A 24188-nucleotide genomic window follows, 5' to 3' on the forward strand; every position below is an offset into this window, starting at 1 on the left:
CGAACATCGAAGGTCCTTCCATGAACATCATCCTCGTGCTTATCGACAGCGTTAACCGCAATGCTCTTTCGGCCTATGGCGGAACTGAGTTTGCGACACCGAACCTTCAGTCATTTGCGCAAAAGGCCTGGCGTTTTGACAATCACTTCGTCGGCAGCCTGCCCTGCATGCCGGCGCGGCGTGAGATTTTTGCCGGCTTCAGCGGCATGCAATGGCGTCCTTGGGGCCCGCTCGAACCCTTCGACCTTCGTCTGCCGAAACTGCTGGAGAGTGCGGGCTACACCACCGCGATCGTCACCGATCACTATCACTACTGGGAGGAGTCGGCGAACGGCTACATCCAGAGCTTCCAAGGCGCGGAATTCATTCGAGGGCACGAGCTGGATTTCTGGGAACCGCTCGTGCCGGAGGCGGATCTGCCGCGATGGGCGCACAATATCGAGAAATGGCGTCCGGGCTATGGCCATCGCTACTTCTCCAATGTCGCGAACTTCAACGATGAGGCCGATTTCTTTCCCGCCAAGGTGATGACATCAGCCAGCGAATGGCTGGCCAAACCGAAAACCGGAAAGCCGTTTTTTCTGCAGGTCGAGTCCTTCGACGTGCATGAACCCTTCGATGTGCCGGAGCCCTATGCATCGATGTACGGTGACGGTGCGGCGCGCGACCGCTTCACGCTGTGGCCGCCCTATCAGGATGCGGCGCGTCAGGCGGAGTTCATGAGCCAGGCGAGCCCCGAGGAACTGGCTTTCGTTCGCTCCCAGTATGGCGCCAAGCTGACGATGACGGACCGGTGGCTGGGCAAGCTGTTCACAACCCTGGACGAACTTGAGCTCTGGGACGACACGGCTGTTATCGTCACCACCGATCACGGACACGACCTCGGCGAACGCGGCGGCTATGGCAAACAATTCCCGCATTTCGACAGCCACGCAAACATCCCGCTGCTCGTCTGGCACCCCGGCTTCCAAGCCAATGGTGGCGCGATAAAAAATCTGACGTCGACCGTCGACCTCTTCGCGTCGATCCTGGCTATGGCCGGCGTCGAGCCGCCACGACAGACGCATTCGCATTCATTTCTGCCGCTTCTCAAAGGCGAGACCAGCAACGCGCGGAACGCCGTCATATACGGGACATTCGGGCAAGGCATCTGCTGCACCGATGGCGAATGGACGCTGATCCAGCCGCCGGATCGCGAAAAGCCGCTTTACGCGTACTCGACCATGGTGCCCACCACCATCGAGCCGCAGGACAGGCCGGTCGATCATGGCTATTACATTCCCGGTATCGACATGCCGCAATGGAAAATTCCCATCACCCCCGACGGCCCCGGAGACCGGCGGAACCTGGACAGCCAGCCGCTGCTATTTGATCGACGCAATGATCCAGGCCAAAAGCGCGACCTCTGGCAGGATCGGCGCGAAGAGCGAGAACGAATGCTGCATCTTATGCGGCAAGTCGTCGAGCAGTATGGCGCGCCGACCGAACTGTTTCAGAGACTGGGATTGGACTAGTTTCGAGGATCAGAGCGCATTGCCGATAGGGCCATTGCCGGTTCGACACTTAAAAAAGATGTGAGTGCGCTGTCGAAATCGCGGCGGTTCAAACGTCTTGAGATCGCAGGCGCGAAATGCGGTAGGCTTGCCGCATGCGCCGCGATCACTCTGTCGGCATGGAGGTTATGTAGCCATGAGTGTTTCCTATCGTTGGGTCATCGTCGCTGCGGGCGCATTGATGACATGCGTTGCGCTCGGCGCGATGTTCTCGTTGGCGATCTTTCAGGAGCCGATTGCAACGGCGACCGGCTGGTCGCATGTCGGCATAGCAAGCGCGATGACGCTGAACTTCATCGTCATGGGTTTCGGCGGCTTCTTCTGGGGGGCGGCAAGCGACCGCTTCGGCCCGCGCATCGTCGTGATGATCGGGTCCGTGCTGCTCGGCTTGGCGCTGGTCCTAGCGAGCCGGGCCGAAACGCTGCTGCAGTTCCAGCTAACCTACGGCATCCTCGTCGGGCTGGCCGCCAGCACGTTCTTCGCGCCGATGATCGCGGCGACGACCGCCTGGTTCGACGAAAACCGCGGGCTTGCGGTGTCGCTGGTCTCGGCTGGCATGGGCGTCGCGCCGATGACGATCTCACCTTTCGCGCGTTGGTTGATCTCAACCTATGAATGGCGGCCGGCCATGCTGATCATCGGCGTTGCGGCCTGGGTGCTGCTCGTGCCGGCCGCGTTTCTCGTCAGGCGTCCGCCCGCCGAGACTACTGACACCGGAACCGAGTTCGCGGCCGACGGCGCCCGGCCGCAACTGTCGAAGGTCTTTCGATCGCCGCAATTCATCGTGCTTGGCCTGACCTTTTTTGCCTGCTGTGCGGCACATTCCGGGCCGATCTTCCACATGGTGAACTATGCGACGATCTGCGGCGTCGCACCGATGGCGGCCGTCAGCATCTACAGCGTCGAGGGTCTGGCGGGATTGGGCGGCCGGCTGCTCTATGGCAGCCTTGCCGACAGGATCGGGGTGAAGCCGGTGCTGGTCGCCGGCCTGCTCGTGCAGGCGGCGGCCCTTGCGACCTATCTCCTCGTCAGCCAGCTCGGTGAATTCTACGCGCTCGCCATCGTCTTCGGCAGCGCCTATGGCGGTGTGATGCCGCTTTATGCCGTGCTGGCGCGGGAATATTTCGGGCCGCGCATCATCGGCACGGTCTTCGGCGCGGCGACGATGCTCTCCAGCCTCGGCATGGCCTTCGGCCCTCTCATCGGCGGCTGGATATTCGACACCTTCGCCAATTATTCCTGGCTGTTCATCGGCTCCGCGATGGTCGGGCTGGGGGCCGCGGCGATAGCGCTCGCGTTCCCGCCTCTCGCCCGCCAGAAACCACAGCCTGCCTTCGGCATGGCGCCGTAACCGGCGCCTTAAAGCCCTCACGAGCAGTATCGAGAGTGGACGTCGGTGAACGCCCACTCAAGGTTTTCGCATCGTCGCGACTTTTGCCGCCAGATCGCCAACACCGCAGGCGGCACATTCGCCTCCACCGTAAAAAATGGACGAGGACCAGCCGGACCGCGATCATTCACATCCGCTGGCTTGTGTGTCATTCTGGATTGCGAAAGAACAAAGCGTTGCAAGGCAAGGAATATACTTGATTCACGCAAAAGTCGAGTTCGTATTGGTGTAGTAGCGGACGACACGGCGACGCGCTCTGCTAGGGCGGTAACGGGTAAGACGCACCAATCCTTAAATATTCACTTGAGGAACCCTCAGTTCTTCGGCAGTATACTCTTTATTAACTTTTGGCTGGGGGCCATGCTGCATCAATGAGGGTAATAGGGATTGCTCTGGCATGTATCATGTTGCTGTCGCAGCCGGCTCTGGCGCAGTCTCCACTCGACATCATCAGGAGCTTGACCGACGGCGTCACACGTGATGCCGCGCCGCCAGATGCTGGTAGCCCACCGTCTAAACCGATACCGACTCTTCAATCACAGCTGACAAGATCGCAAGTGCAACGCCTGCAGCGTGCCCTGGAAGCGCTCGGTTACTATCATGGTCCGATCGACGGAAATGCCGGGGTCGAGACGTGGAGTTCGGTGGTAGCGTGGGCACGCGACCGGGGATGGGAGGCTCCAACAACCCTACGTGTCGCGCATCTCAATTCTCTTGAAGCTGAACGCGCGCAGGGACAGGTCGCAGAACAGGATCGTCCAGGCTCTGGTCCAGAAGATGGGACTGTTCGTCGCGTTCAATCGGCCCTCTCACGGCTCGGCTACTATTCGGGGCCGGTGAATGGCCAGACAGACCAAGCGACCATGGCTGCCATGGCGGCCTGGGCAGCCGATCGGAACTGGGAGGCGCCGGCATCGATCCGCGAGGCACATGCCGTCAACATGGATGAGGAGCTTTCCCATAGGACAGGCCCGGTTGTCGGCGATGCGGCCTTGCCACCGTGGCAGCCGGACGACACGGGGATCGGCAGCAAAATCTGCGCCTCCACCGGCTACAGCAAAGTCTGCCTTCGTCTTGCCTGCGATGCCGAAGCCGGTGTGGTCCTTGATTTCGAAGAGGTAGCGGGCTACTCGACACCGTCGGTCTCTAGCGCGGGTCTGACGGTGGATCGAGGCCCTGAGGCAACGCTTCCCCTCGATGGCATCCGCAAGAGACCGGTCCTCGATGCCGGTCGCGATGCAGCGCTCATCGCCCGCCTTTCCTCCGGGCGGTCGCTGAACCTCAAGTTGGGGACATGGTCGATGTCCTTCGGTCTCGCGCAATTCGGCCCCGAGTACGACCGGGTTGGAAAGGCATGTGCTACCCTCCTCGCCAGGCTTCGTAGCGGCCAGGATCCCTTCCCTGGCCAGTTCTCCCGTCTTGCCGACGAACTGGCCGAGGCCACCGTGTCCGAAGGAACCTGGACCTCGCAGCCGAATACGGATCTTGGCGGCGATGACATTCGACATGGGCTGACCGATCCGCTTCTGCGTGGCCTGAAGGAAGGCGAATGTATCGCGATCTGCTCGGAAACCGACATGTGCCGAGCCTATACGTTCAACCCGAGCGGCGGGGTATGTTTCCTTAAGTCCGCAAAGGGCTCGCCGAAACCCTACGCAGCCGCAAAAAGCGGCGTTTTCGATGGCCGGAAAGCGGGTTTAGCACCTCCACCCACCCGCGGTCCGGGACCGATCGTGGATGGAGCGGTCGGGTGGCACGAGGGCGAGCCGCTGGAAGGCTTCCAGGCCCGCGTGAAGCAAGCTGCTCGCAGGCTCGGCGGGTCATGCGACGAGGAGAAGGAGACGCTCCGGCGCCTGGCCGAAAAATTCCAATGGACACTGCCGCATCAGGGACCGCTCCGCGCCGGAAACAGCTTTGCGATCGAGTGGTCGGGCAACACGCTCGAAGATCGCATACCGGTTTGGTTCATGGTCAAAGCAGAACAGCCCGTCCGTTTTAAAGGCAAGGGGCATGTCGCGTTGGGTCCTGATGCACCCAATCCGTTCGCGATCAAAACCGGTCTCGGCAAGACACGCGCCATGGTCGCTCTGGCGACGCGTGGCGCCGCGGCGAGTGGTTCAGTTTCAACCATTCCGCTGCAAGCCGGGCCTTTGAACCTATCCGTCTCATTGGTGGGTTATCTGCGCGCCTGCGAGGAGGAGATCGTTCTGAAGGAAGGGTCCGAGCGGCTCGAAATCGCACCGGCGCCCGCCGAGATCGTCCTCAACACCGCCGAGGGCCGCGCGGCGTTCACACATAGCATCGATATCCCTAAATTCTCCCGCCGCATCCTCCTCAACGATACCCGCTTTCTTCTGCTGGATGCGGCAAGCGGGACGGAAATCGTCGAGCGGGCAGGCACACACCTGCAGATCTCGCCAACCCACCGCTTCATCGGCGTCGAGCATAATGGCCGGCTCGACATCGTCGACATGGTCGATGGGCATACGGCTGCGACAGCGGATGCCGGCGACCTTCGCTGGGCGCTCGGCGACAGTGTCGTCTTCACCACACTCGCGCCTTGGGCGGAGGTGAATTTTTCCTCTACCTTCGGCGATCATTTGCGCATACGGGAACAGATTACCGGGCCGTCTTGCTGCACGGCGCAACGCGGTCAAACGCGGGTGGCGATCGATCTGGAGAATGCTGCCTACGCCATCTGGGGTGGCGCCGGCTACCGCGTTGGTGCGCTCCAGAACCCGGATTACGCCTCGATCGCGAATTCTTCGGGCGCTTACAGTTCCGAAGGTGGCGAGACAATTCCCCTTCATTTTCATATGTTCTGGTCGCTTGGCATGGTGTCGCCCGTCAGTGTCGCTCGGGAATTCGATGTTGCCGGCGGCTTCAAGACGACCAGTACCTGGGAAGACTGGGAGGTCGCGGAAGCCGACAGCCGCCGCCCCCGCGATTTTACGGAGAGCCTGTCGCGCACGTTGGCCAAAATTGAGCTTCAGGCAGTCATGATCGATACCGCCGTGGCATCGAACGACCAAGGCTCCACCAGAGCCGGCAACGACACGCCTCTCGCCGCTGCCTTGCCCGAACAACTCTTGCGCCTCGGCGTCGCGCTCGATCCAATGGTCGACGGTGAACGCCTCCTCGCGTCCTACGCCGCGGGTGAAAACAACGCCCTTCACGCGCTTGATCGCGACCAGCGGCTGAAACGATCCGCAGAGGCGATGGGGCGCTTCCGCCGCGAGGCGGAGCGTGCGGGCTGGCGATTCGACTGGGCTCTGCCCGTCGGGGAGGAGGGTCCCATCTCCGACTGTGAACATCTTCTGCTCGGAGAATCCTCAAGCTCGGGGGGCATGGGCTCGCTGTCGGCGCCTCGCGATGTTGTCGAGGTCTCGACCGTCCGCACGTCTCGCGGGGCGGTATGGGTGGCGCGTGCGGAGTGTGTCGCGGGGGCGACGTTCGGGAGCCTCAGGCCCTATGCTGCCCTTTACGTCATGGATATCGCGCGCCCCGCGCCGGCGGCGAGTGCGGCACTTCAGGCGGAAGGCGCATTTTTCTTCGAAAACAATGCCCATCGTCTGTGGTACCAGCACGCTTTTCGTATCAAAGCCAATGACGACCTGCTGCTGACCTATGCGCCCGGCAACGGCGTCATTACCGTGCGTGACCGCGCAACACAGAAGTTCCTCTGGATCGGCGAGAATCTTCCGAATGGCGACCTCCTCGTCGACGCCTGGTTGACGAAAGACCGTCGCCATGCGGTGCAACTTAATTCTGACGGCAACTTCTATATTCACGCCATTCTGGACGATAGGCAGTCGCTTCTGTCCGGGCGCATCGCCGACGACGAGATCGCGGTCTGGACCAGGGACTACTTTTACGACGCGACAGCCGAGGCCGCCGCCCTCATCGATCTGAAGTTTCCCGGTAGGGTTGGACAGTATAGTCTCGACCGGTTCGGCATAGCGCGCCAGGTCCCAGATCTGGCGCGCGCCGTTCTTGATCGAGGGCAGACGCCGCAGGCCGTCGCCGAGGTGGGCGTACCGCCGTCGTTGACAGGCGAGATTGCGCTCGAGGAAAACGGCAGTCGCGTAAGAGCCGTATTGCACTTCGACCCGGCTGAGACGGTGCATATGTCCGTTTTTCAGGACGGTGTTCTGACCGGAACGGTTGATGCAGCCACCATCGGAAATGCAGTGTCGATCGAGAGGCTCAAGGACGCGCGTTGGGTGTCGGTCATCGGATTCAATTCTGCGGGCCTGGCGAGCCTCCCGGTATCGGCTGATCTCGGCGAGCCGCTTGCGCGCCGTGCGGTCACCCGCGCGCTCGTCATCGGCGTGAACACTTACGAGGATGAGCGCCTCCGTTCGCTCAATTACCCTCTGCGCGATGCAGGCACGGTGCTCGAAACGCTGACCGAGCCGCTTGGTAAAGAGCCACCGTTCCGCGGCGAGGCAGGGCCGAAGGACAGGCGTGCCACACCCGAGGCCATACTGGAGGCGACGGCGCGACTGCTGGACGGGCTGGTCCGTGGGGACCACGCGGTCCTGTTTCTGGCCGGCCATGGCATGCAGGATCGCAATGGGCGTTTCTATTTCGCGACGTCTGCCACCGATCCAACGGATCTCGAACACACAGCCTTGCCTTTCGACCGGCTGGCCGCGCTGTTCGAAAGGACCGAGGCGCGTATCACCATCCTTCTTGACGCCTGCCACTCCGGCGCCGCGGGAACCGGGGCTTTCACCACCAACGACGATCTCGCCAACAGCCTCGTCGCCCTTAAATCCAATCTCACCATTCTCGCCGCTGCGAAGGGGCGACAGGAGTCGCTTGGGCGGCGGGAGGTCGGCGGCCTGTTCACCAACGCGATCGTTACCGTCCTTGGAAAGGAACGCGATCGTTATGACCACAATCACAATGGTCGCATCGAGGCCTCCGAACTGTATCGCGGCGTCAAGACGCTGGTTTTCGCGGCGAGCGACGGCAAGCAGACACCCTGGATCATCAACAGCCGACTGGTGGGAGACTATGCCCTCTTTTAGATTTCGCGACGCGTATAAAACGGTTGCGGCCCTGGCAGCTGCCATGCTGCTTCTCGCACCTGCCGCCGCCGGCGCCGCGTGCCTCATTTGTGACGAGGTCGTCGAGCTGGATGAGGTAAGGGCAAAATGCTTCCGTCAGGACTATGAAAAGTTTCTTTCAACCGCCCGGAGCGCGGAAACGAGCAATGCGGAGGTCGATCTCTCCGCCTGCGCCGGGGACGACGGACGCGAACGCCGCGGTCTTGATCGGATGCCCGGGCTATTACCGCCCGGAGGTGAATCCACAGCACGGAACCAGCGCGAGCTACGCTCCGTCTACATCTTCGATGAGGCAGGCCTTGTTTGCCTGAAGCGGTTGCTGGATGGTCACGAAGGCACGATCGATCCGTCGGTGCGGTTCGATCTGGTCGAGAACTGCAAGCCATGAGCCAGCCATCATCCAGGCGGCCGGCCGGCCTCTCTTTCTTCTACGTTTCCGATGCCGGCTGGTCGCTTCTGAGCAGCATTATCACCGTTGTGACCTTCGTCGGCGCGGTGGGGGGAATCTTTTGGGCAGTCTTCGAGTACCGCGAGAACCAGGAGACCGAACGGACGAAATATACGCTCACCCTCATTGAGACCTGGGAAACGCAGGGCTATCGGCAAGCCTATGGTGAACTTCGTGAGTTCTACACGGCGTTCATCGCGACGGTCCCGCCCGCCGACAGGAAGACGGCTGAGACGAGCGGACACGCCAGGGACAACCTGCTGCAGTCCTTCAACCGTCGGATCGCGCAGGAGCCCGCACGCCAGGAGCAGGTCAGGGAGGTCGTCTATTTCTTCAACCGGCTTGGTCTTTGCGTGAGTGCGTCGCTCTGCTCCAAGGAGACAACCGCGGTCTTCTTCAATGATACCGTGCAGTCTTTCCTCGATGCCTATGGTCCTTATATCGAAAGCAGCAAGGAAACATTGCCAGGCCGGGGCGCGACACTTGTCGATCTCTCTCGGGAACTCAATCCCGCTGGTCGGGACTAGGCACCCTGCGAATCTCTCCCTTTCGTGCATTGCCCTTCGCCGATTTCCCCTGATAAGACTTCTCCTAGTCGTTTCATCACCTATGTCCTTGGTTATTCGGGAGGCAATCGTCGCCATGGTCGAACTTGCGCAATCGCTCGCATCCATCAAGCTGCCGGACCTGTCCGGCAAGGCCGTGCTGATCACCGGCGCCTCGACCGGGATCGGCGCGGCGCTGGCCCGCGCCTTTGCGGCTCAAGGGGCCAAGGTCGGCGTGCATTACAATGCCAGCCGCGAACCGGCGGAGAAGCTTGCAGACGAGATCCGGTCTGCCGGCGGCACCGTGCACCTGATCCAGGGCGACGTGTCGAGGGAAGGCGAGACCGAGCGTGTCGTCGAGGAGACGGCGAAGACCTTCGGTCATCTCGACGGGCTCATCAACAATGCCGGCGGCATGCTGGGGCGCAAGCCGACCTCGGAATATACCGACGCCCATTATGCCGCGGTCATGGACCTCAACGCCCGCTCGGTGCTGGCGGCAACACGTGCGGCGCATCCTTGGCTGAAGAAGCAGGGTGGATTCATCATCAACACCACCTCGATCGCTGCGCGCAATGGCGGCGGCAATGGTGCGATCCTCTATGCGGCGTCCAAGGGCTTCGTTTCGACGATCACGCGCGGCCATGCCAAGGAATTCGTCCCCGACCGGATCCGAGTCAACGCAGTGGCGCCGGGCGTTATCGCCACACCCTTCCACGAGCGTTATACCAATGACGAGCAGATGGAGCTGCAGCGCAAGTCGATCCCGATGGGCTTCGTCGGCACGTCGGAAGATTGCGTCGGCGCCTATCTCTTCCTCGCCTCGCCGACGCTGTCGGGCTACATCACCGGCCAGATCATCGAGGTCAATGGCGGCCAGCTGATGCCGTGAACGCCTCGATCGGCGGGCAAGATCCTCGCTTTCCCTTTTTAAAAAAGGGAACTTTCGAACCGCCGTGACGTTTCCCGCTTGTTCTTTTCACCAAGCGGGGCACCATGAGCTTTTCATTTTCGGAACTCGACTTCCTCAAGCCGGAGCTGGGAGCGGAGTATACGGGTTCTGGCACCCATTTCGCGGTATTCTCCGCCCATGCGGAACAGATGGAGCTCTGCCTCTTCTCGCCTGACGGAAAGAACGAGATTGCCCGGCTGCCGTTGCCGAAGCGCGAAGGCGACATCTGGTCGGGCTATATCGCCGGCGTCGGCCCGGGCACGGTCTACGGTTATCGCGCCCACGGCCCCTATGACCCACAAGCCGGCCATCGCTTCAATCCGAACAAGCTCCTGCTCGACCCCTATGCCAAACAAGTGACGGGCGAGCTTAAATGGGATGACGCGCTGTTCGGTTACCAGATCGGCGAGGACGACCTTTCCTTCGACGAGCGTGACAGCGCCCCCTTCATGGTCAAGGGCGTGGTGCAGGATCCGGACTTCGATTGGGCGGGTGAAGAGGCGATCCGCCGTCCCTGGCCCGACACCATCATCTACGAGGCGCATGTGCGCGGCCTGACGATGATCCATCCGAAGGTGCCAGACCGGCTACGCGGCACCTTTCTCGGCATGTGCAGCGATCCGATCATCGACCATCTCGTCAAGCTCGGCATCTCGGCGATCGAGCTTCTGCCGATCCAATATTTCCTCGACGATCGTTATCTCCTGGAAAACAACCTACGCAATTATTGGGGCTATCAGACACTCGGCTTCTTCGCGCCGCAATCACGCTACATGTCCGGCGACAAGATCACCGAAATCAAAACCATGGTGAAGAAGTTCCATGCCGCCGGCATCGAAGTCATCATGGACGTGGTCTATAACCATACCGCCGAAGGCAGCGAGAAAGGGCCGACGCTGTCCTTCCGCGGGCTCGACAATGCGAGCTATTACATTCTCTCTCCCGACGATCCGCGCCACACCTTCGATACCACGGGGACCGGAAACACGCTGAATGCCGCCAATCCCATGGTAATGCGCATGGTGCTCGACAGCCTGCGCTACTGGGTCGGCGTCATGCATATCGACGGCTTCCGTTTCGACCTTGCCAGCACGCTCGGCCGCCAGGATATGGAATTCGATCGGCAGGGCCTGTTCTTCGGCGCAATCCGCCAGGATCCGATCCTTGCCGGTGTCAAGCTGATCGCCGAGCCTTGGGACGTGGGCGATGGCGGTTATCAGGTTGGCGGCTTTCCACATCCCTTCCGTGAGTGGAACGACAAGTTTCGTGACGACGTGCGTCGCTTTTGGAAGGGCGATGGCGGCATGGTCTCGGAGATCTCGCAACGCATCACCGGCTCGGCGGTACAGTTCAACCACTCGGATCGCGGCGCGACGTCATCGATCAATCTGCTGTCGGCCCATGACGGCTTCACGTTGATGGACACGGTTTCCTTCGACGACAAGCACAATGACGCGAACGGCGAGGATAACAGGGACGGACATTCGGACAATCATTCGGACAATATGGGTGCCGAAGGCGTGACGGATAACGAGGACATCAACAGCCTTCGGGCGCGGCGGCGCCGCAACATGATGGCGACGCTGATGCTCTCCCAAGGGGTTCCGATGATCCTTGCCGGCGACGAGCTGGGCAACAGCCAAGGCGGCAACAACAACGCCTATTGCCAGGACAACGAGATCGGCTGGACGGATTGGTCGGGGCTCGACGACCCCTTCCTCGATTTCTGCCGGCAGGCCGTCGCCTTCCGCAAGGCCCATCCCGTCTTGCGGCAGGAGCGGTTCCTGACCGGAGAGACAGCCGACGACGGGCGCATCGAGATCGCCTGGTACAAGCCGGACGGCGGTTTCATGGACGATGGGGCCTGGAACGACGACGGTTTGCAGGTACTCGGCGTATACGTCTCGAGGAGCGTGCATGCACCGGACACCGAGGAGATGGACGACCTGTTCCTCGTCTTCAATGCAGGTGGCGACTGCGAGGTTCATCTGCCCGTGGTGAATGGGCTGAAACAGTGGTCGAGGGTTCTCGACACGGGCTCGGAGACGGGTTCTTTCGAGGTGCGCGAACCAGAGAATCCGGTCATCGTCTATGCCCAGAGCGTGGCGGTCTTCGCGCCGAAGGGACAAACCGAGCCGCCGAAAGGCGCGACAAAAGCCGAGCGTCGCCGCTGGTTCCAGTTCGGCCGCAGGAGTAAGTAACGGGTCGCAGAGAACATGAATGCCGAAGCCATCACCGACCTTGGTCTTGTCTATGTCAGCGACACCGAACCAGGCATCCGCAGGCGAAGGAAGGGTAAGGGCTTCAGCTATGTGATGCCCGACGGTACGACGCTTGCCGACGAATTGCAGCGGGCGCGCATAGGCGCGCTCGGTCTGCCCCCAGCCTATGAGAATGTCTGGATCTGCCTCTACGACAACGGCCATTTGCAGGCGACAGGCTTCGATGCGCGCGGGCGCAAGCAATACCGCTACCATAAGGAATGGCAATCCTTCCGAAGTGCGGGAAAATTCCATCAATTGATCGAGTTCGGCCGGGCGCTGCCTCGAATACGCCGCACCGTGCTGCGCCATCTCGATACCGGTGCAGAGGATGTCAATGGCGTGCTTGCGGCCTTGACGACGCTGCTCGACGAGGCGCACCTACGCGTCGGCAATCAGGCCTATGTCAGGGAGAACGGCACCTATGGCGCAACGACGCTGCTAAAACGCCACCTGAAGATCGTCGACGGGCAGATCGAACTGAAATTCCGTGCGAAAGGTGGCAAGCGCGTCCAGCGCAGTCTCAAGCATCCCAGGCTGCAGAAGATCCTGGAGGAGATAGCCGACCTGCCAGGCCGCCAACTCTTCGTCTGGAAGGACGAAAGCGGGACGCTGAAGCCAATCGATTCCGGGCGATTGAACGCCTATCTGGCCGAGATATCGGGCATTCCGATTTCGGCGAAGACCTTTCGCACCTGGGCCGGATCGCTGGCGGCTTTCGGAGCGGCGCGCGAGACGATCCTCGGTGGCGGCCGGCCGACCGTGAAGCAGATGTCGGAGGCCGCGGCCGAGGCGCTACACAACACACCGGCGATCTCGCGCTCGAGCTATATCCATCCCGCGATCATCGCGCTCGCCGGCAACGATCATCCGCTGATCGAGACTGGCAACGAGCCGCTGCGGGGCTTGCGGGCCGAGGAAAACAGGCTACTTGATTTCCTCACAAGCGAGATCGAAGAATGAGCCCCAGACATACGCCGGCATCGGACGTATCCTTGACGCATCCCGACCGGCTCTACTGGCCGGACGAGGGCGTGACCAAGCAGGCGCTGGCGGATTACTACGCGGCGGTCTGGCCATTCATGGCGCCTTATGTCGTCAACCGGCCCTTGGCATTGTTGCGTTTGCCGGACGGCATAAAGGGCCAACAGCGATTTTTCCAGAAACATGCCTGGAAGGGCATGAATCCGCACATCGAGGAGATCGCCGACCCGCAGGATGCGGACGGCGAAAATTTGCTGCGCATCGGCGATTTCAACGGTCTCGTGGCGCTGGTGCAGTCGGCCGTGCTCGAAATTCATCCCTGGGGGGCAACGGCCGACAATTGGGAAAGACCCGATATGGTCACCATGGACCTCGATCCCGGCGAAGACGTGACCTGGAGCGCGGTGATAGCAGCAGCGCTTGAATTGAAGTCGCGGCTGGAAGCCCGCGGCCTGGCTGCCTTCGTCAAGACGTCGGGCGGCAAGGGGCTGCATGTGGTGACGCCGCTTTCGCCGAAGGCCGGCTGGGCCGAGGTGAAGGATTTCGCCCATTCACTGGCCGAAAGCATGTCGGCCGATGCGCCGGACAAATATCTGGCAACCGCGACAAAGGCAAAACGCGGTGGACATATCTACATCGATTATCTCCGCAACGGCCGCGGCAACACGGCGGTCGCGGCCTATTCGACGCGGGCACGATCGGGCGCGCCGGTTTCCATGCCGCTGGATTGGTCAGAATTGAACGAGGTGAGCGGTCCGGCCGCTTTCACGCTCGCCAACGTGCCGCAACGGTTGGAGACCCGGCCGAAGGATCATCCATGGGGAAATTTCTTCGATGCGGCCGTTCCGCTGGAATGAACGGCTTTTAGTTCGGCTTTAACGGAAGCGCAGAAGCCGCTCTATCCTTTTACTTTTACGCAGTCCCGGCAAAACCGCTTCGCGCTTTGCCTGGCGAAAACCGCTTCGCACTTTTCCTGAAATTTCTCTTGTCTCAGCCGGCACCGTCCAGCTCAGGATAATGCCTGAAAATCCCTTCCTCGTTGAAGGCGAGGCGGCGGGCGGAGGCGAGATAGCTGGCGATGTTCGGACGCTTCGCGACCGCGTCATGCAGAGCCAAGAGGCAGGGATATTCCGCCTTGCGCTTCGTCATGGCTTTCGGAAAGGCGTAATTCAGGCCCTCGATTACCTGGAAGAGCGAGAGGTCGACATAGGTCAGCGCATCGCCGACCAGATGGTTGGGGCCTTTCGGGTTCTGTCGCAGCACCCGCTCGAAATAACCGAGGAATTTCGGAATGCGGTCGCGGATGAAGGCGGCCGAGCGGGCTTTTGCCTCTGGCTTCTGGTCCTCGTAATAAAGCGACATGTCGATCGGGTGATGCGTATCATGCGCTTCGGCGACGAAATCGGTGACGGTCAGCTGCAGGCCGTTGACGACATGGCGAAGGCCGTCATCCTCAGGCGCAAGGCCGAGTTTCGGTCCGAGATAAAACAGGATGTTGGCGACATGCGGTATAATAAGGTCGCCGTCCTTCAGGAACGGTGGCGCAAAGGGAATGTGCGTTTCGCTTTCGCTCTCCATCACGTCCATCATGGCGGCGGTGCCGCGCCCGGGCTGGCGGGTAACGTCGATATATGCGGCGCCGACTTCTTCCAGCGCCAACCGCACGAATTCGCCACGGCCTTGAATGCCGTCCCAATAATAAAGCTCGTATGCCATGGCTGCTCAATCCTTCGGTTTACGACCAAAGTCTTTTCGCAGTTCGTCCTTGGCCTTTTCAAGGGTTCCGCGCCGCTTTTTCGTCAGTTGGTCGCCCGCGCGGTTAATGTAGAAGGTCAGCATCGACATGGCAGCGCGATAAGGGCTCGACTTGCGGCGATCACTCTCCTCGGCGGAGTGCTTGACGGAACGGGCAATCTTCCTCGGATCGTCCGATTTGAACACGCCTTCCTTCAGGTCCATCGCATCGCTGCGTTCGGTGACGTCCTGAGACCATTTCTTTTTCGATTTGGCCATGGGTCTAAAACTCCCCGTGTGGCTGGCGGAAAGCCTCCGCTGCCGCATCCTAGTCAATGGTGGCTGTGGTGTTCGTTACGCTTGCGCGTCGCCGCGGCCTTCTTCGCGGAAGCGGAACGTTCCTCCTTCGAGCGTGCGGCGGATGCCGCACCGCCGACGCGGCCGCCCTTTTCGGAGGATTCATGCGTATCCTTCTTGCCGCGGCCGGAACCGGATTTGTTGCCGCCGCCGCTTTCCTTGTTGACGGTCGCCCAAGCACGCCGTTCGGCTTCCTTCTCGGAGACGCCGCGATCCTCGTAGCCCTCCTCGATGTGCTCGGCTTTGCGCTTCTGCTTGTCGGTATAGTCGGATTTATCACCTCTCGGCATCTCGGCCTCCTGTGGTTTGCAAAGGGACTGAACCGGTACGGAGCCCAAAAGTTCCCGCCCAGGTCATTGGGCCGAATTCGGAACAAAAGCCGGGTTTGTCAGGTTTCCGATGTGCATAAGAAGCAGCCGAGAACATGGAAAAACACATCGTCAAAGCCGATGGAAACGGTGCGATTGACGTGAACGGCCAGGTATCACCGGTCATCTATACCGTCAGCCTCAAGCACGGGAAGGGGCGTGCCTATGAGGTCGACATCCGTTTGATGGCGCCGCGTGACTGGCTGCTACGGAGGGGCTTCGAGCGTGATGCCGTGCTGGTCAGTCAGAGCGGTGCGCGCATTCCCGTCTATCACGACGATGGCAGTTTTCACGATGGCGGCAGCCATCACGATGATGGCCGTCTCAACCCTGCCGACACGATCTCGATCGAGCTGACGGCGCGCGACGAAAGTTGCACCAGCGAGGTGGATCTGATGCGGAAATATCCTGAGCTCGACGGCGCCGACGCATAAAGCAAAAGTTGTAGCATATCGTGACTGGCCTACACGCCAGGCCGTTGTTGGACGGCGTTCTTGACCGCCTGGTCGAGCGCTATGCTGCTGAAAGGTTTCGACAGCAGCACCGAGCCGGGGAGATGATTTGCATCCGGCAGGCTGCTGTTGCCGGTGGCAAAGACCAGTCCGACCGAAGGAAAGGCCTCACGCGCCTTCGCGGCAAAGGCCTGACCCGACATGCCGGGCAGGCCGACATCGGCGACGATGATGTCGACGATGGTATGTCGGAGGATTTCCACGCCCCGTTCGCCACTATCAGCCTCGATGACGTCATAGCCGAGATCCTGCAAAAGCTCGGCGGTATCCATGCGGATGAAGGCGTCGTCTTCCACCAGCAACAGCTTCAGCTTTTCACGGGCGACCTCGGGATGTTTGGGAGCGGCCACCGCGGCATCGCTCGCCCCTTGGCGGCGTTGCGTCCTGATGGTAAGCACGTGGCGGATCTTGCGGGCGAGTTCCTCGCGCGTATAGGGTTTGGAGAGCAGTTCGAGGCCGGGATCGAGCCTGCCGCCATGGACGATCGAATTTTCGGTATAGCCCGATGTGTAGAGCACGGCGATGTCAGGCAGACGCTCGCGTGCCATGCGCGCAAGCTCCGGGCTCCGCAACGGCCCGGGCATGACGACATCGGTAAAGAGCAGGTCGATATGGGCGCCGCTTTCGATCACGGTGAGCGCGCTTTGCGCATCCTTGGCCTTCAACACGTAGTAGCCGAGATCCGTCAGCATCTCGACGACAGTCGTGCGCACACCCTCGTCATCCTCGGCGACGAGGATGGTTTCCGTGCCCCCGGTCGCCGGCACGCTGTCGACATTGGTGATGCGATCCTCGCTCTGGAACGAGCGGGGCAGATAGAGCTTGACGGTCGTGCCTTCGCCGATCTCGCTGTAGATCTTCACGTGGCCACCGGACTGCTTGACGAAGCCATAGACCATCGACAGGCCAAGACCGGTACCCTTGCCTTCCGGCTTGGTCGAGAAGAAAGGCTCGAAGGCCTGTTCTATGACCTCCTGCATCATGCCGGATCCGGTATCGGTAACCGCCAGCACGACATATTGGCCGGCGGTGACTTCAGGATGGGTGCGGCTGTAGGTGTCGTCGAGGAAGGCGTTGCCGACCTCGATCGTCAGCTTACCGGGGCCAGCCATCGCGTCTCGGGAGTTGATCGCAAGGTTGAGCAGTGCGTTCTCGATCTGGGTCGGATCGGCAAAGCTGTTCCAGAGCCCACCTGAGACCATGGTCTCGACTTCGATCTCCTCGCCGAGCGCGCGGCGCAGCATGTCGTCCATGCCGGTGACGAGACGGCCAATATTGACGACCTTCGGCTCCAACGGTTGCCGGCGGCCGAAGGCGAGCAACTGGCTTGCCAGCCGCGAGCCGCGTTCGACGGCGGCAAGCGCGTTGGAAATGCGTTCCTTGGCCCGACCGCTCTCTGCCACGTCCTTGCCCAGAAGCTGCAGGTTGCCTGAGATCACCTGCAGCAGATTGTTGAAATCATGGGCAACGCCGCCGGTGAGCTTGCCGATCGATTCCATCTTCTGCGACTGCTGGAGCGCTGCTTCGGCCTGCTGGCGCTCGGCAATCTCGGCCGCGACGCGGACCTCGAGCATTTCATTAAGTTTCCGCAGCTGATCTTCCATATTGCGGCGCTGGTCGATTTCGATTTTGGCGGCACGGAAAAGCCGGATATTGTCGATCGCGACGGCCGATTGGCCGGCGAGACTGACGAGGCTCGCCTCGGCCGCTTGGGAAAAACGGCCGGGCTGGCCGTGGCCGAAGAACAAGCCGCCGATGACGCCGCCGTCGCGTGATTTCACCGGCACGGCAAGATAGCTCCTGACGGGAAGATGGCCCTTCGGCATGCCAGCATGCGGCGCATTCTGCCCGTAGCGCGGGTCGAGCAGGATGTCGTCGGAGCGCATAATGCCTTCGCCGTTGAAGGTCGGCGCGAAGACCTTGGTATTGCGCGGCATCGGGAATTTCTCGAAGTTCTTCCGATCGACACCGGAGAGGGCATAGAGCATGTAGCTGCCACCCTCGCCATCATCGACATTGTAGAAAAAGGCGCCGAATTCCGCGCCGGTCAGCGTCACGCCGGCATCGACGACAATCTGGGTGAGGCGTTCGACACTGGGCTCGGCGGTGATCGCCGCACCCGCCCGGTTGACAACCGCAAGTGCCTCCGATTTTGCACGCAGTTCTTCCAGCGCGCTTTGTTCGCCGCGCTTGGCCGACACCTGGTCGGTAACATCAAGGGCCGCGCAGAGGATGCCGGCGACCCTGCCGTCATCGTCGCGCAGCGGCGTGTATGAGAAGGTGAACCAGGTGTCTTCGGTACGGCCGTCGCGGCGCATCGGGATAAGCAGCTCCTTGAAGAGCTGCGAACTGCCTTCGAGCGTGCTGGTGACGATCGGCGAGAACTGTTCCCAGATATCTGCCCAGACCTCGCGGAAGGGTCGTCCGAGGGCATCGGGATGCCGCTCGGGGAAAACGGGCACATAGGCTTCATTGTAGAGAAAAGCGAGATCCGGACCCCAGGCGACGAATTTGGGCTGGCGGGAATTCAACACCATTTCGGCGACGTGCTTGAGAGAGGCAGGCCAGCTTTCGACCGGACCGAGACCGACGGCGTGGAAATCCGGATGCCGTAACAATTCGCCGATTTCGCCTCCACCTCTCGGCCAGCCGTCCCCGACGCTTCTCATTCAAAATCGCTTCCTTGTCGTCTGCCGCACCGATGTGATCGGTCGGCTCGGGGTCCAGCCCTTCCAAAGCTTCAACATAGAGGCTAACGATGGGAGGAAAAGGGCGCGATCGAAATATCCCTGACTGCCGGGTGTTCAACGCTTTTCGCGGTTTGCGGCGGTGCCCGGGAGGTTATTTTCGATTGAGCTTTTGTGAAGCGACCAAAGCGCGGCCGATGTGGAAGAAGGGCAACTGCGCGGGCGCACGGGGATCGCGGAAAACCAGTCCGACGAGGTTATCGACGACAAGGATGAAGCCAAGGGCGAGACCGAGGTAGAGCAGCGCGGCGACGATGAGGAGCGACATCTCCATCCCTCACACGATCGCGGTCGAAGCGCGGCTGCTGGCTAAAAAGAGGATTTCGGTATGACTGTCCTTCATGGCAACTTCCTCGTTGCGCCATAAACAATCATCGCACCTTCTTGTTCCCGGTTATCGGACGAAGATTCAACTTTTTTCGGAAGCCTCAAAGCTTGCAGCGTCATTCGGCCTCTGTTCACCCCCGCATGGAAGCCCATCGTGGAATCCCTAAAGCAAAACTAATTCAGGCATATGACAAAACGAGATCAAAGGGCGTCGCGACGACGCCCTTTTTAATAGACTTGCTCGGTAATCCAGTGTTCAGGACGCCGTCTTGCGGCTTGCAGCCCGCTTCGGTGCCGGTGTCACGACGCCGTTGGCCTTGCTGCCCGTCACGCTGCGCTTCGCCTTGGGTTTGGCTTCCTTGCCGTTGGAAGACGCAGCAGAGCCCTCGAGCGCGTCGCGCTCGTCTCGTGCCTGTTCCCAATGAATGGAATCTCGCCCTGTCGGATATCCCTCTTCTTCCCAGAGGGTGTATGCACGTTTTTTGATCCACTCTTCCCGAGTTTCTGCCATCGCTGATCTCCAGTCACATGATGCCGTCGTTCGAACGCGATACTGCTCGGATGGTTCCAGAGGAGGGGAGCTCTTTCAAGCGAAATCGCGCCGCAACCGGAAATATTTCGCATCGCAGCATATTAGGGTTGAGAATCGAGGTTTACCGGGGCCGAAACTCCGCGGCCTTGTGCAGATCTGACACGAAATCCCGGCGCTGCTGGTCTCGGTCCGCCTCGTTACGGATGCGCAAGAGATAGGAGGGGTGGATGGTGACCAGAACAGGCGGATGGTTTGTCGGATGCAGGATATGGCCGCGCTCCGGCGTCAGCTTTGCTTTCGGGCCAAGCAACGCATACAGCGCACTTGCACCGAGCGTCACGACGAGCTTCGGCCGCAGGATGTTGAGCTCTGCGCCGAGCCACCAGGCGCACCGCCTGATCTCGCCGGCATTCGGTTTTGCATGCAGCCGCCGTTTGCCGCGCGGCGTGAACTTGAAGTGCTTGACCGCATTGGTGACATAACAGCGTTGACGATCGAGACCGGCCTCTTCGAGGCAGTGATCGAGCAGCCGGCCGGCGGGGCCGACAAAGGGCCTGCCGGTCAAATCCTCCTGGTCCCCCGGCTGCTCGCCAATGAGGACGATCTCGGCTTTCCCGGAACCTTCGCCGAAGACGATTTGCGTGGCATTCCTGTAGAGATCACAACGGGTGCAGTCTTCGGCCTGATGCCAAAGTTCGGCAATGCTGTCGGCATTCGCGACTTCAAGCGCCCAGGCGGGACCGACATTTGCGGCTATGGTCATGATGGCGACCCTCATCTCCTCGGGATCAATCGATCTGTGCCGGCATTGTTCCCGCGGTGAAGCGGGCGGCGGCGGTAAAATGGTCACGGCAAAAAATTTCGCGTCATGAGAGAACAGCGTTGTGATTGATCGCCGGCGTTTCGCGGCTATATTCGCCAGCGATGTTCTATCTCCTGTCGACCTACTGGCCGCATATCCTCTTTGTCGTTTCGATCGCCATGGGGGCTGCCGCGGCGATCCATGCCGCGATGACCAAGGAGGAGGTGCGCGCCGCGATTGGCTGGGTCGGCGTCATCATTCTGTCTCCGATCATCGGCGCGGTGCTCTATGCGATTGCCGGCATCAACCGCATCCGCCGCAAATCGTTGAGCGTGCGGCGCGACGCGCTGCTGCTTGCGGCCGAATTCGACGAACTCGAGACCTTCGATGCCGAGGCAGAGACGGTGATCAGCCAGTTCGGCCGCCGCTTCGCGGCGCTGCAGACGCTCGGCGACCGAGTGACGCGCAATCCGCTGACTTCAGGCAATACGATCGATGTGCTGGAAACCGGCGACGAGGCCTATGCGGCGATGAAGACCGCCATCGACGAGGCGGCGCGCAGCATCCTGCTCGAAACCTATATTTTCGACCGCGATGCGGTCGGCCTTCGCATCGCCGATGCGCTGATTGCGGCGGCCAGCCGTGGTGTGGAAGTCCGGGTGCTGATCGACGCGGTCGGCGCGCGTTATTCGGTGCCGAGCATTCTCGGCCATCTGAGGGAAGGCGGCGTCACCGTTGCCGTCTTCAACGGCAATGTCATCATGGGTTTACGGCTGCCCTATGCCAATCTGCGCACCCACCGCAAGATCCTGATCGTCGACGGGAAAATCGCGCTGACGGGCGGGATGAACATCAGGGCGGGCTTCAGCGAGGAGGCAACAGGCGAGAGCTTTGCCCACGACACGCACTTCAGCGTCACCGGCCCTGTCGTGGCCGACCTTTTCGACCTCGCCGCCGAAGACTGGCGCTTCTCGACGCAGGAGTTGTTGAACGACGAGCCCTGGCGCATCGAACCGCCGGAGCGCAGTCCCGGCGATCCCATCCTGATGCGCGTCGTCGCCTCCGGCCCGGATCGCAGCGTCGAGACCAACCACAAGATGCTGATGGGCGCCTTTTCCGTGGCGCGCCAGTCGATCCGCATCATGTCGCCCTATTTCCTGCCGGACCGCGAACTCATCAGCGCCCTGGTGACGGCGGCGCGGCGTGGCGTCGAAGTCGATATCGTCGTGCCCGCGCTCAACAACCTCGTGCTGGTCGACCGGGCGATGACGGCGCAGTTCGATCAGATCCTCAAGAATTACTGCCGCATCTGGCGCTCCACCGGCAGCTTCAGCCATTCGAAACTGCTGACGATCGACGGTACCTGGGCCTATGTCGGCTCTTCCAATCTCGATCCGCGGTCGCTGCGGCTGAATTTCGAGGTCGATCTCGAAGTGCTGAACGAGGGCTTCGCCGCCGAGATCGACGAGCACATCGAGGAAACCTTGAAAACCGCGACGCCCGTGACGCTTGAGGGGCTGCAGGCACGACCCTTCCCGGTGCGGCTGCTTGAGAAGGTGCTATGGCTAGGGTCGCCCTATCTCTGAAGGATTTTTTGTGATTGGACGTGGCAAGTCCGGCTTGCCCGCCTATACTGCTGAGACAAGCCTTTTCGATCAACGGAACAAGTGCGCCTGCCGATGCACGCCAGAAAAGACAGCCTTCCCGCCAGCATTCTCGCCTCGATCAGGAGCAGGAAAAAGCGGCTCAATGCAGCCTATACGGAGGCAAGGCCGCCCAGTGCGGGGACGCTGATCGCCTCCTACAACGTGCACAAGTGCATCGGCACCGACCGCCGCTTCGATCCGGAGCGCACCAGCCGCGTCATCCACGAAATCGGCGCCGATGTGATCGCGTTGCAGGAGGCCGATACGCGCTTTGGCGAGCGCACCGGCATTCTCGATCTCGGGCGGCTGGAGCGGGAAACGGGACTGATCGCGGTCCCGATTGCCGGCATGGCGAAGGCGCATGGCTGGCACGGCAATGTCGTGCTCTTCAAGAAGGGGCTGGTGCATGACGTGCATCAGGTCAAGCTGCCGGGGCTCGAACCGCGCGGCGCGCTGGTTGCCGAGATCGAACTCGAGAAGGGCGGGGTGCTGCGCATCATCGCCGCGCATTTCGGGCTGCTGCGCCACAGCAGAGCCCAGCAGGCCCGCATGCTGGTCGAACTGATCAACGACAGGCACGAGATGCCGACCATCCTGCTCGGCGACCTCAACGAATGGCGGCTCGGCGACCGGTCTTCGCTCAACACCTTTCAATCCGCCTTCGGACCGCTGCCGCCCGCCGTCCCGAGTTTCCCCGCCGGCCTGCCGCTTCTGGCGCTCGACCGCATCATCGCCAACCGCAAGGGGATCATCTCGGAGGTGGAAGCACATGATACGCCGCTCGCGCGTATCGCCTCCGACCACCTGCCGATCAAGGCGCTGATCGATCTGGAACCGGTTGCGGGTTGATGTCATGGCGACAGCGGGTGCTGTCGCCGTTGTCACTTCGGCCGGCGCTTTCACTCAGCCATGGCTGAAACGTCACAAGCCGGATGGCGTTCAACATGATCTCGAATATCCGCTTGCGCATCGATATCTCTCCTTCGCAATCATATGCCGCCCCTTGCCTCGCGCCTTCAAACGAGCTTATCGTCGGCCTCGAATGACTTGAGGTTATGGATGAAGCGCGGACGCCTGCCATTGACGGCTCTGCGGAGTTTCGAGGTCGCCGGCCGCCTCGAGAGCTTCACGCTGGCGGCGCAGGAGCTGTTCATCTCGCAGGCGGCGGTCAGCCGGCAGATCCGCGAGCTGGAGACGTTGCTGGGCGAAGCGCTCTTCGAGCGCTGCCATCGCGGCGTCCATTTGACCGCATCGGGCAACAAGCTGCTGGCGATCCTGACGTCATCCTTCGACCGGATCGACGAATCCCTGGAAGAAATCCGCAGCCGACCGGCGAGGGCAGCGCTGACGATCAGCGTGGAACCTTCCTTCGCGGCGTGCTGGCTCGTTCCCCGCCTGCCGGAGTTTCGCGAACGGCATCCTGAGATCGACGTGACGATCGACGCCGATTCACGCCTGGTCGAGTTCCGAGGCGGACAGGCCGAGATCGCCATCCGCCACAGCGCCAGCGTGACCGCCTGGCCGAGGACGGAGAGCGGGCATCTCGCCGATGTCAGGATGGTGCCGGTCGCGGCACCTGCGCTGCTCAAGGGAGGGCCTGCGATCGACCGCCCGGAAGACATGCTCTGTCATACGCTGTTGCATGAGGAGACCCGCGACGTGTGGTTCCGCTGGTTCGAGATGGCAGGCATCGCCATGCCGGAAATCGCGCGGGGGCCGGTCTATGCCGATGGCGGGCTGGTCATGCAGGCGGTCCTGCGCGGGCAGGGCATAGCACTGATGGACGATATCTTCGCCGAGGAAGAGATCAGGGCGGGCCGGTTGCTTCGCCTGTCCGACCTTGCCGTTGCCCACGGCGCCTACTGGCTGGTCGCGCGCAGTTTTGAACGTCTCGCTCCGCCTGCCTCGTTCTTTGTCCGCTGGATCAACTCCCGGATCGAAACCTTCTGAAGGCG

The 24188-nt window shown here is 61.3% G+C and carries 20 protein-coding genes; 13 read left to right on the plus strand and 7 right to left on the minus strand.

From position 1 onward, the window contains the following. Positions 1–20 precede the first annotated feature (20 nt). From ACM5SV_RS04190 to ligD, 9 genes are all read left to right on the plus strand, one after another. Positions 21–1514 carry a sulfatase gene (locus ACM5SV_RS04190; protein ID WP_003554037.1) on the plus strand — a complete coding sequence of 498 codons (1494 nt, stop codon included), beginning with the start codon at positions 21–23 and terminating at the stop codon, positions 1512–1514. Positions 1515–1689: 175 nt separating this feature from the next. Continuing rightward, positions 1690–2904, plus strand: coding sequence for an MFS transporter (locus tag ACM5SV_RS04195; RefSeq protein WP_003554035.1), 1215 nt, complete (start codon positions 1690–1692; stop codon positions 2902–2904). A gap of 443 nt (positions 2905–3347) precedes the next feature. After that, the gene (locus ACM5SV_RS04200) at positions 3348–7979 is read left to right on the plus strand and encodes a caspase family protein (RefSeq protein ID WP_419425070.1); all 4632 of its coding nucleotides are present in this window, start codon (positions 3348–3350) and stop codon (positions 7977–7979) included. Further along, positions 7966–8406: a hypothetical protein gene (locus ACM5SV_RS04205; RefSeq protein WP_128449747.1), complete on the plus strand. Its 441-nt coding sequence runs from the start codon at positions 7966–7968 to the stop codon at positions 8404–8406. The genes ACM5SV_RS04200 and ACM5SV_RS04205 overlap by 14 nt, the downstream gene beginning before the upstream one ends. Further along, positions 8403–8993 (plus strand): DUF4760 domain-containing protein, encoded by a 591-nt coding sequence (locus tag ACM5SV_RS04210; protein ID WP_017996506.1) that lies wholly within the window; start codon positions 8403–8405, stop codon positions 8991–8993. Before ACM5SV_RS04205 ends, ACM5SV_RS04210 begins: the two co-directional genes overlap by 4 nt. A 115-nt stretch (positions 8994–9108) precedes the next feature. Next, positions 9109–9903, plus strand: a complete 795-nt coding sequence (locus tag ACM5SV_RS04215; RefSeq protein ID WP_128407611.1) for an SDR family NAD(P)-dependent oxidoreductase — start codon at positions 9109–9111, stop codon at positions 9901–9903. 104 nt (positions 9904–10007) lie between these two features. Further along, the gene (gene glgX / locus ACM5SV_RS04220) at positions 10008–12164 is read left to right on the plus strand and encodes a glycogen debranching protein GlgX (protein ID WP_419425071.1); all 2157 of its coding nucleotides are present in this window, start codon (positions 10008–10010) and stop codon (positions 12162–12164) included. 15 nt (positions 12165–12179) lie between these two features. Beyond that, positions 12180–13187: a DNA topoisomerase IB gene (locus tag ACM5SV_RS04225; RefSeq protein ID WP_003554023.1), complete on the plus strand. Its 1008-nt coding sequence runs from the start codon at positions 12180–12182 to the stop codon at positions 13185–13187. Next, positions 13184–14065 (plus strand): non-homologous end-joining DNA ligase, encoded by an 882-nt coding sequence (gene ligD, locus ACM5SV_RS04230; RefSeq protein ID WP_419425072.1) that lies wholly within the window; start codon positions 13184–13186, stop codon positions 14063–14065. The genes ACM5SV_RS04225 and ligD overlap by 4 nt, the downstream gene beginning before the upstream one ends. A gap of 133 nt (positions 14066–14198) precedes the next feature. On the opposite strand, the gene ACM5SV_RS04235 is transcribed toward ligD, so the two are convergent. From ACM5SV_RS04235 to ACM5SV_RS04245, 3 genes are read right to left on the minus strand one after another with little or no spacing between them, the layout of a single operon-like run. Then, positions 14199–14924: a glutathione S-transferase gene (locus tag ACM5SV_RS04235; RefSeq protein WP_419425073.1), complete on the minus strand. Its 726-nt coding sequence runs from the start codon at positions 14922–14924 to the stop codon at positions 14199–14201. A 6-nt stretch (positions 14925–14930) separates the two neighbouring features. Next, positions 14931–15221 carry a DUF3175 domain-containing protein gene (locus ACM5SV_RS04240; RefSeq protein ID WP_003554016.1) on the minus strand — a complete coding sequence of 97 codons (291 nt, stop codon included), beginning with the start codon at positions 15219–15221 and terminating at the stop codon, positions 14931–14933. A gap of 53 nt (positions 15222–15274) precedes the next feature. Further along, complete coding sequence (locus ACM5SV_RS04245; RefSeq protein WP_003554014.1) at positions 15275–15589, minus strand: hypothetical protein; 315 nt, start codon at positions 15587–15589, stop codon at positions 15275–15277. A 134-nt stretch (positions 15590–15723) separates the two neighbouring features. Between ACM5SV_RS04245 and ACM5SV_RS04250 the strand changes: the two genes are divergently transcribed. Then, on the plus strand, positions 15724–16101 hold the full coding sequence (locus tag ACM5SV_RS04250) for a hypothetical protein (RefSeq protein WP_222004455.1): 378 nt from the start codon (positions 15724–15726) through the stop codon (positions 16099–16101). 29 nt (positions 16102–16130) lie between these two features. Here ACM5SV_RS04250 and ACM5SV_RS04255 read toward each other — a convergent pair whose 3' ends face one another. The 4 genes from ACM5SV_RS04255 to ACM5SV_RS04270 all read right to left on the minus strand — a co-directional run bounded on the left by ACM5SV_RS04255 (position 16131) and on the right by ACM5SV_RS04270 (position 20548). Next, positions 16131–18848, minus strand: coding sequence for a response regulator (locus tag ACM5SV_RS04255; RefSeq protein ID WP_128407614.1), 2718 nt, complete (start codon positions 18846–18848; stop codon positions 16131–16133). Positions 18849–19020: 172 nt separating this feature from the next. Further along, positions 19021–19194, minus strand: coding sequence for a hypothetical protein (locus ACM5SV_RS04260; RefSeq protein ID WP_419425074.1), 174 nt, complete (start codon positions 19192–19194; stop codon positions 19021–19023). A 315-nt stretch (positions 19195–19509) separates the two neighbouring features. Next, entirely contained in the window at positions 19510–19764 is a 255-nt protein-coding gene (locus ACM5SV_RS04265; protein WP_026157615.1) for a DUF2934 domain-containing protein, read from the minus strand. Positions 19765–19906: 142 nt separating this feature from the next. Further along, complete coding sequence (locus tag ACM5SV_RS04270) at positions 19907–20548, minus strand: UdgX family uracil-DNA binding protein (protein ID WP_222071107.1); 642 nt, start codon at positions 20546–20548, stop codon at positions 19907–19909. A 161-nt stretch (positions 20549–20709) separates the two neighbouring features. Here ACM5SV_RS04270 and ACM5SV_RS04275 point away from each other — a divergent pair, with 161 nt between their 5' ends. The 3 genes from ACM5SV_RS04275 (at position 20710) to ACM5SV_RS04285 (ending at position 24183) form a co-directional block, all read left to right on the plus strand. Next, a complete protein-coding gene (locus tag ACM5SV_RS04275) occupies positions 20710–22173 on the plus strand; it encodes a phospholipase D-like domain-containing protein (RefSeq protein WP_128407615.1) in 1464 nt (487 codons plus the stop codon). 93 nt (positions 22174–22266) lie between these two features. After that, positions 22267–23082 (plus strand): endonuclease/exonuclease/phosphatase family protein, encoded by an 816-nt coding sequence (locus ACM5SV_RS04280; RefSeq protein ID WP_003553999.1) that lies wholly within the window; start codon positions 22267–22269, stop codon positions 23080–23082. Between the two features lie 210 nt (positions 23083–23292). Continuing rightward, positions 23293–24183 (plus strand): LysR substrate-binding domain-containing protein, encoded by an 891-nt coding sequence (locus tag ACM5SV_RS04285; RefSeq protein WP_003553997.1) that lies wholly within the window; start codon positions 23293–23295, stop codon positions 24181–24183. The last annotated feature ends 5 nt before the right edge of the window (positions 24184–24188 follow it).

The sequence above is a fragment of the Rhizobium sp. CRRU65 genome (genome assembly GCF_048551595.1).
Taxonomy (GTDB): Bacteria; Pseudomonadota; Alphaproteobacteria; order Rhizobiales; family Rhizobiaceae; genus Rhizobium; species Rhizobium leguminosarum_J.

Excerpts from the sequence above, each read along its gene's own strand:
- ACM5SV_RS04195 (WP_003554035.1), top strand. The coding sequence starts at position 1,690 with ATGAGTGTTTCCTATCGTTGGGTCATCGTCGCTGCGGGCGCATTGATG.
- ligD (WP_419425072.1), top strand. The coding sequence starts at position 13,184 with ATGAGCCCCAGACATACGCCGGCATCGGACGTATCCTTGACGCATCCC.
- ACM5SV_RS04260 (WP_419425074.1), bottom strand. The coding sequence starts at position 19,194 with ATGTCGCTCCTCATCGTCGCCGCGCTGCTCTACCTCGGTCTCGCCCTT.
- ACM5SV_RS04210 (WP_017996506.1), top strand. The coding sequence starts at position 8,403 with ATGAGCCAGCCATCATCCAGGCGGCCGGCCGGCCTCTCTTTCTTCTAC.
- ACM5SV_RS04270 (WP_222071107.1), bottom strand. The coding sequence starts at position 20,548 with ATGACCATAGCCGCAAATGTCGGTCCCGCCTGGGCGCTTGAAGTCGCG.
- ACM5SV_RS04235 (WP_419425073.1), bottom strand. The coding sequence starts at position 14,924 with ATGGCATACGAGCTTTATTATTGGGACGGCATTCAAGGCCGTGGCGAA.
- ACM5SV_RS04215 (WP_128407611.1), top strand. The coding sequence starts at position 9,109 with ATGGTCGAACTTGCGCAATCGCTCGCATCCATCAAGCTGCCGGACCTG.
- ACM5SV_RS04280 (WP_003553999.1), top strand. The coding sequence starts at position 22,267 with ATGCACGCCAGAAAAGACAGCCTTCCCGCCAGCATTCTCGCCTCGATC.
- ACM5SV_RS04190 (WP_003554037.1), top strand. The coding sequence starts at position 21 with ATGAACATCATCCTCGTGCTTATCGACAGCGTTAACCGCAATGCTCTT.
- ACM5SV_RS04240 (WP_003554016.1), bottom strand. The coding sequence starts at position 15,221 with ATGGCCAAATCGAAAAAGAAATGGTCTCAGGACGTCACCGAACGCAGC.
- ACM5SV_RS04205 (WP_128449747.1), top strand. The coding sequence starts at position 7,966 with ATGCCCTCTTTTAGATTTCGCGACGCGTATAAAACGGTTGCGGCCCTG.
- ACM5SV_RS04285 (WP_003553997.1), top strand. The coding sequence starts at position 23,293 with ATGAAGCGCGGACGCCTGCCATTGACGGCTCTGCGGAGTTTCGAGGTC.
- ACM5SV_RS04275 (WP_128407615.1), top strand. The coding sequence starts at position 20,710 with ATGTTCTATCTCCTGTCGACCTACTGGCCGCATATCCTCTTTGTCGTT.
- ACM5SV_RS04245 (WP_003554014.1), bottom strand. The coding sequence starts at position 15,589 with ATGCCGAGAGGTGATAAATCCGACTATACCGACAAGCAGAAGCGCAAA.
- ACM5SV_RS04225 (WP_003554023.1), top strand. The coding sequence starts at position 12,180 with ATGAATGCCGAAGCCATCACCGACCTTGGTCTTGTCTATGTCAGCGAC.
- ACM5SV_RS04265 (WP_026157615.1), bottom strand. The coding sequence starts at position 19,764 with ATGGCAGAAACTCGGGAAGAGTGGATCAAAAAACGTGCATACACCCTC.
- ACM5SV_RS04200 (WP_419425070.1), top strand. The coding sequence starts at position 3,348 with ATGTTGCTGTCGCAGCCGGCTCTGGCGCAGTCTCCACTCGACATCATC.
- ACM5SV_RS04250 (WP_222004455.1), top strand. The coding sequence starts at position 15,724 with ATGGAAAAACACATCGTCAAAGCCGATGGAAACGGTGCGATTGACGTG.
- glgX (WP_419425071.1), top strand. The coding sequence starts at position 10,008 with ATGAGCTTTTCATTTTCGGAACTCGACTTCCTCAAGCCGGAGCTGGGA.
- ACM5SV_RS04255 (WP_128407614.1), bottom strand. The coding sequence starts at position 18,848 with ATGAGAAGCGTCGGGGACGGCTGGCCGAGAGGTGGAGGCGAAATCGGC.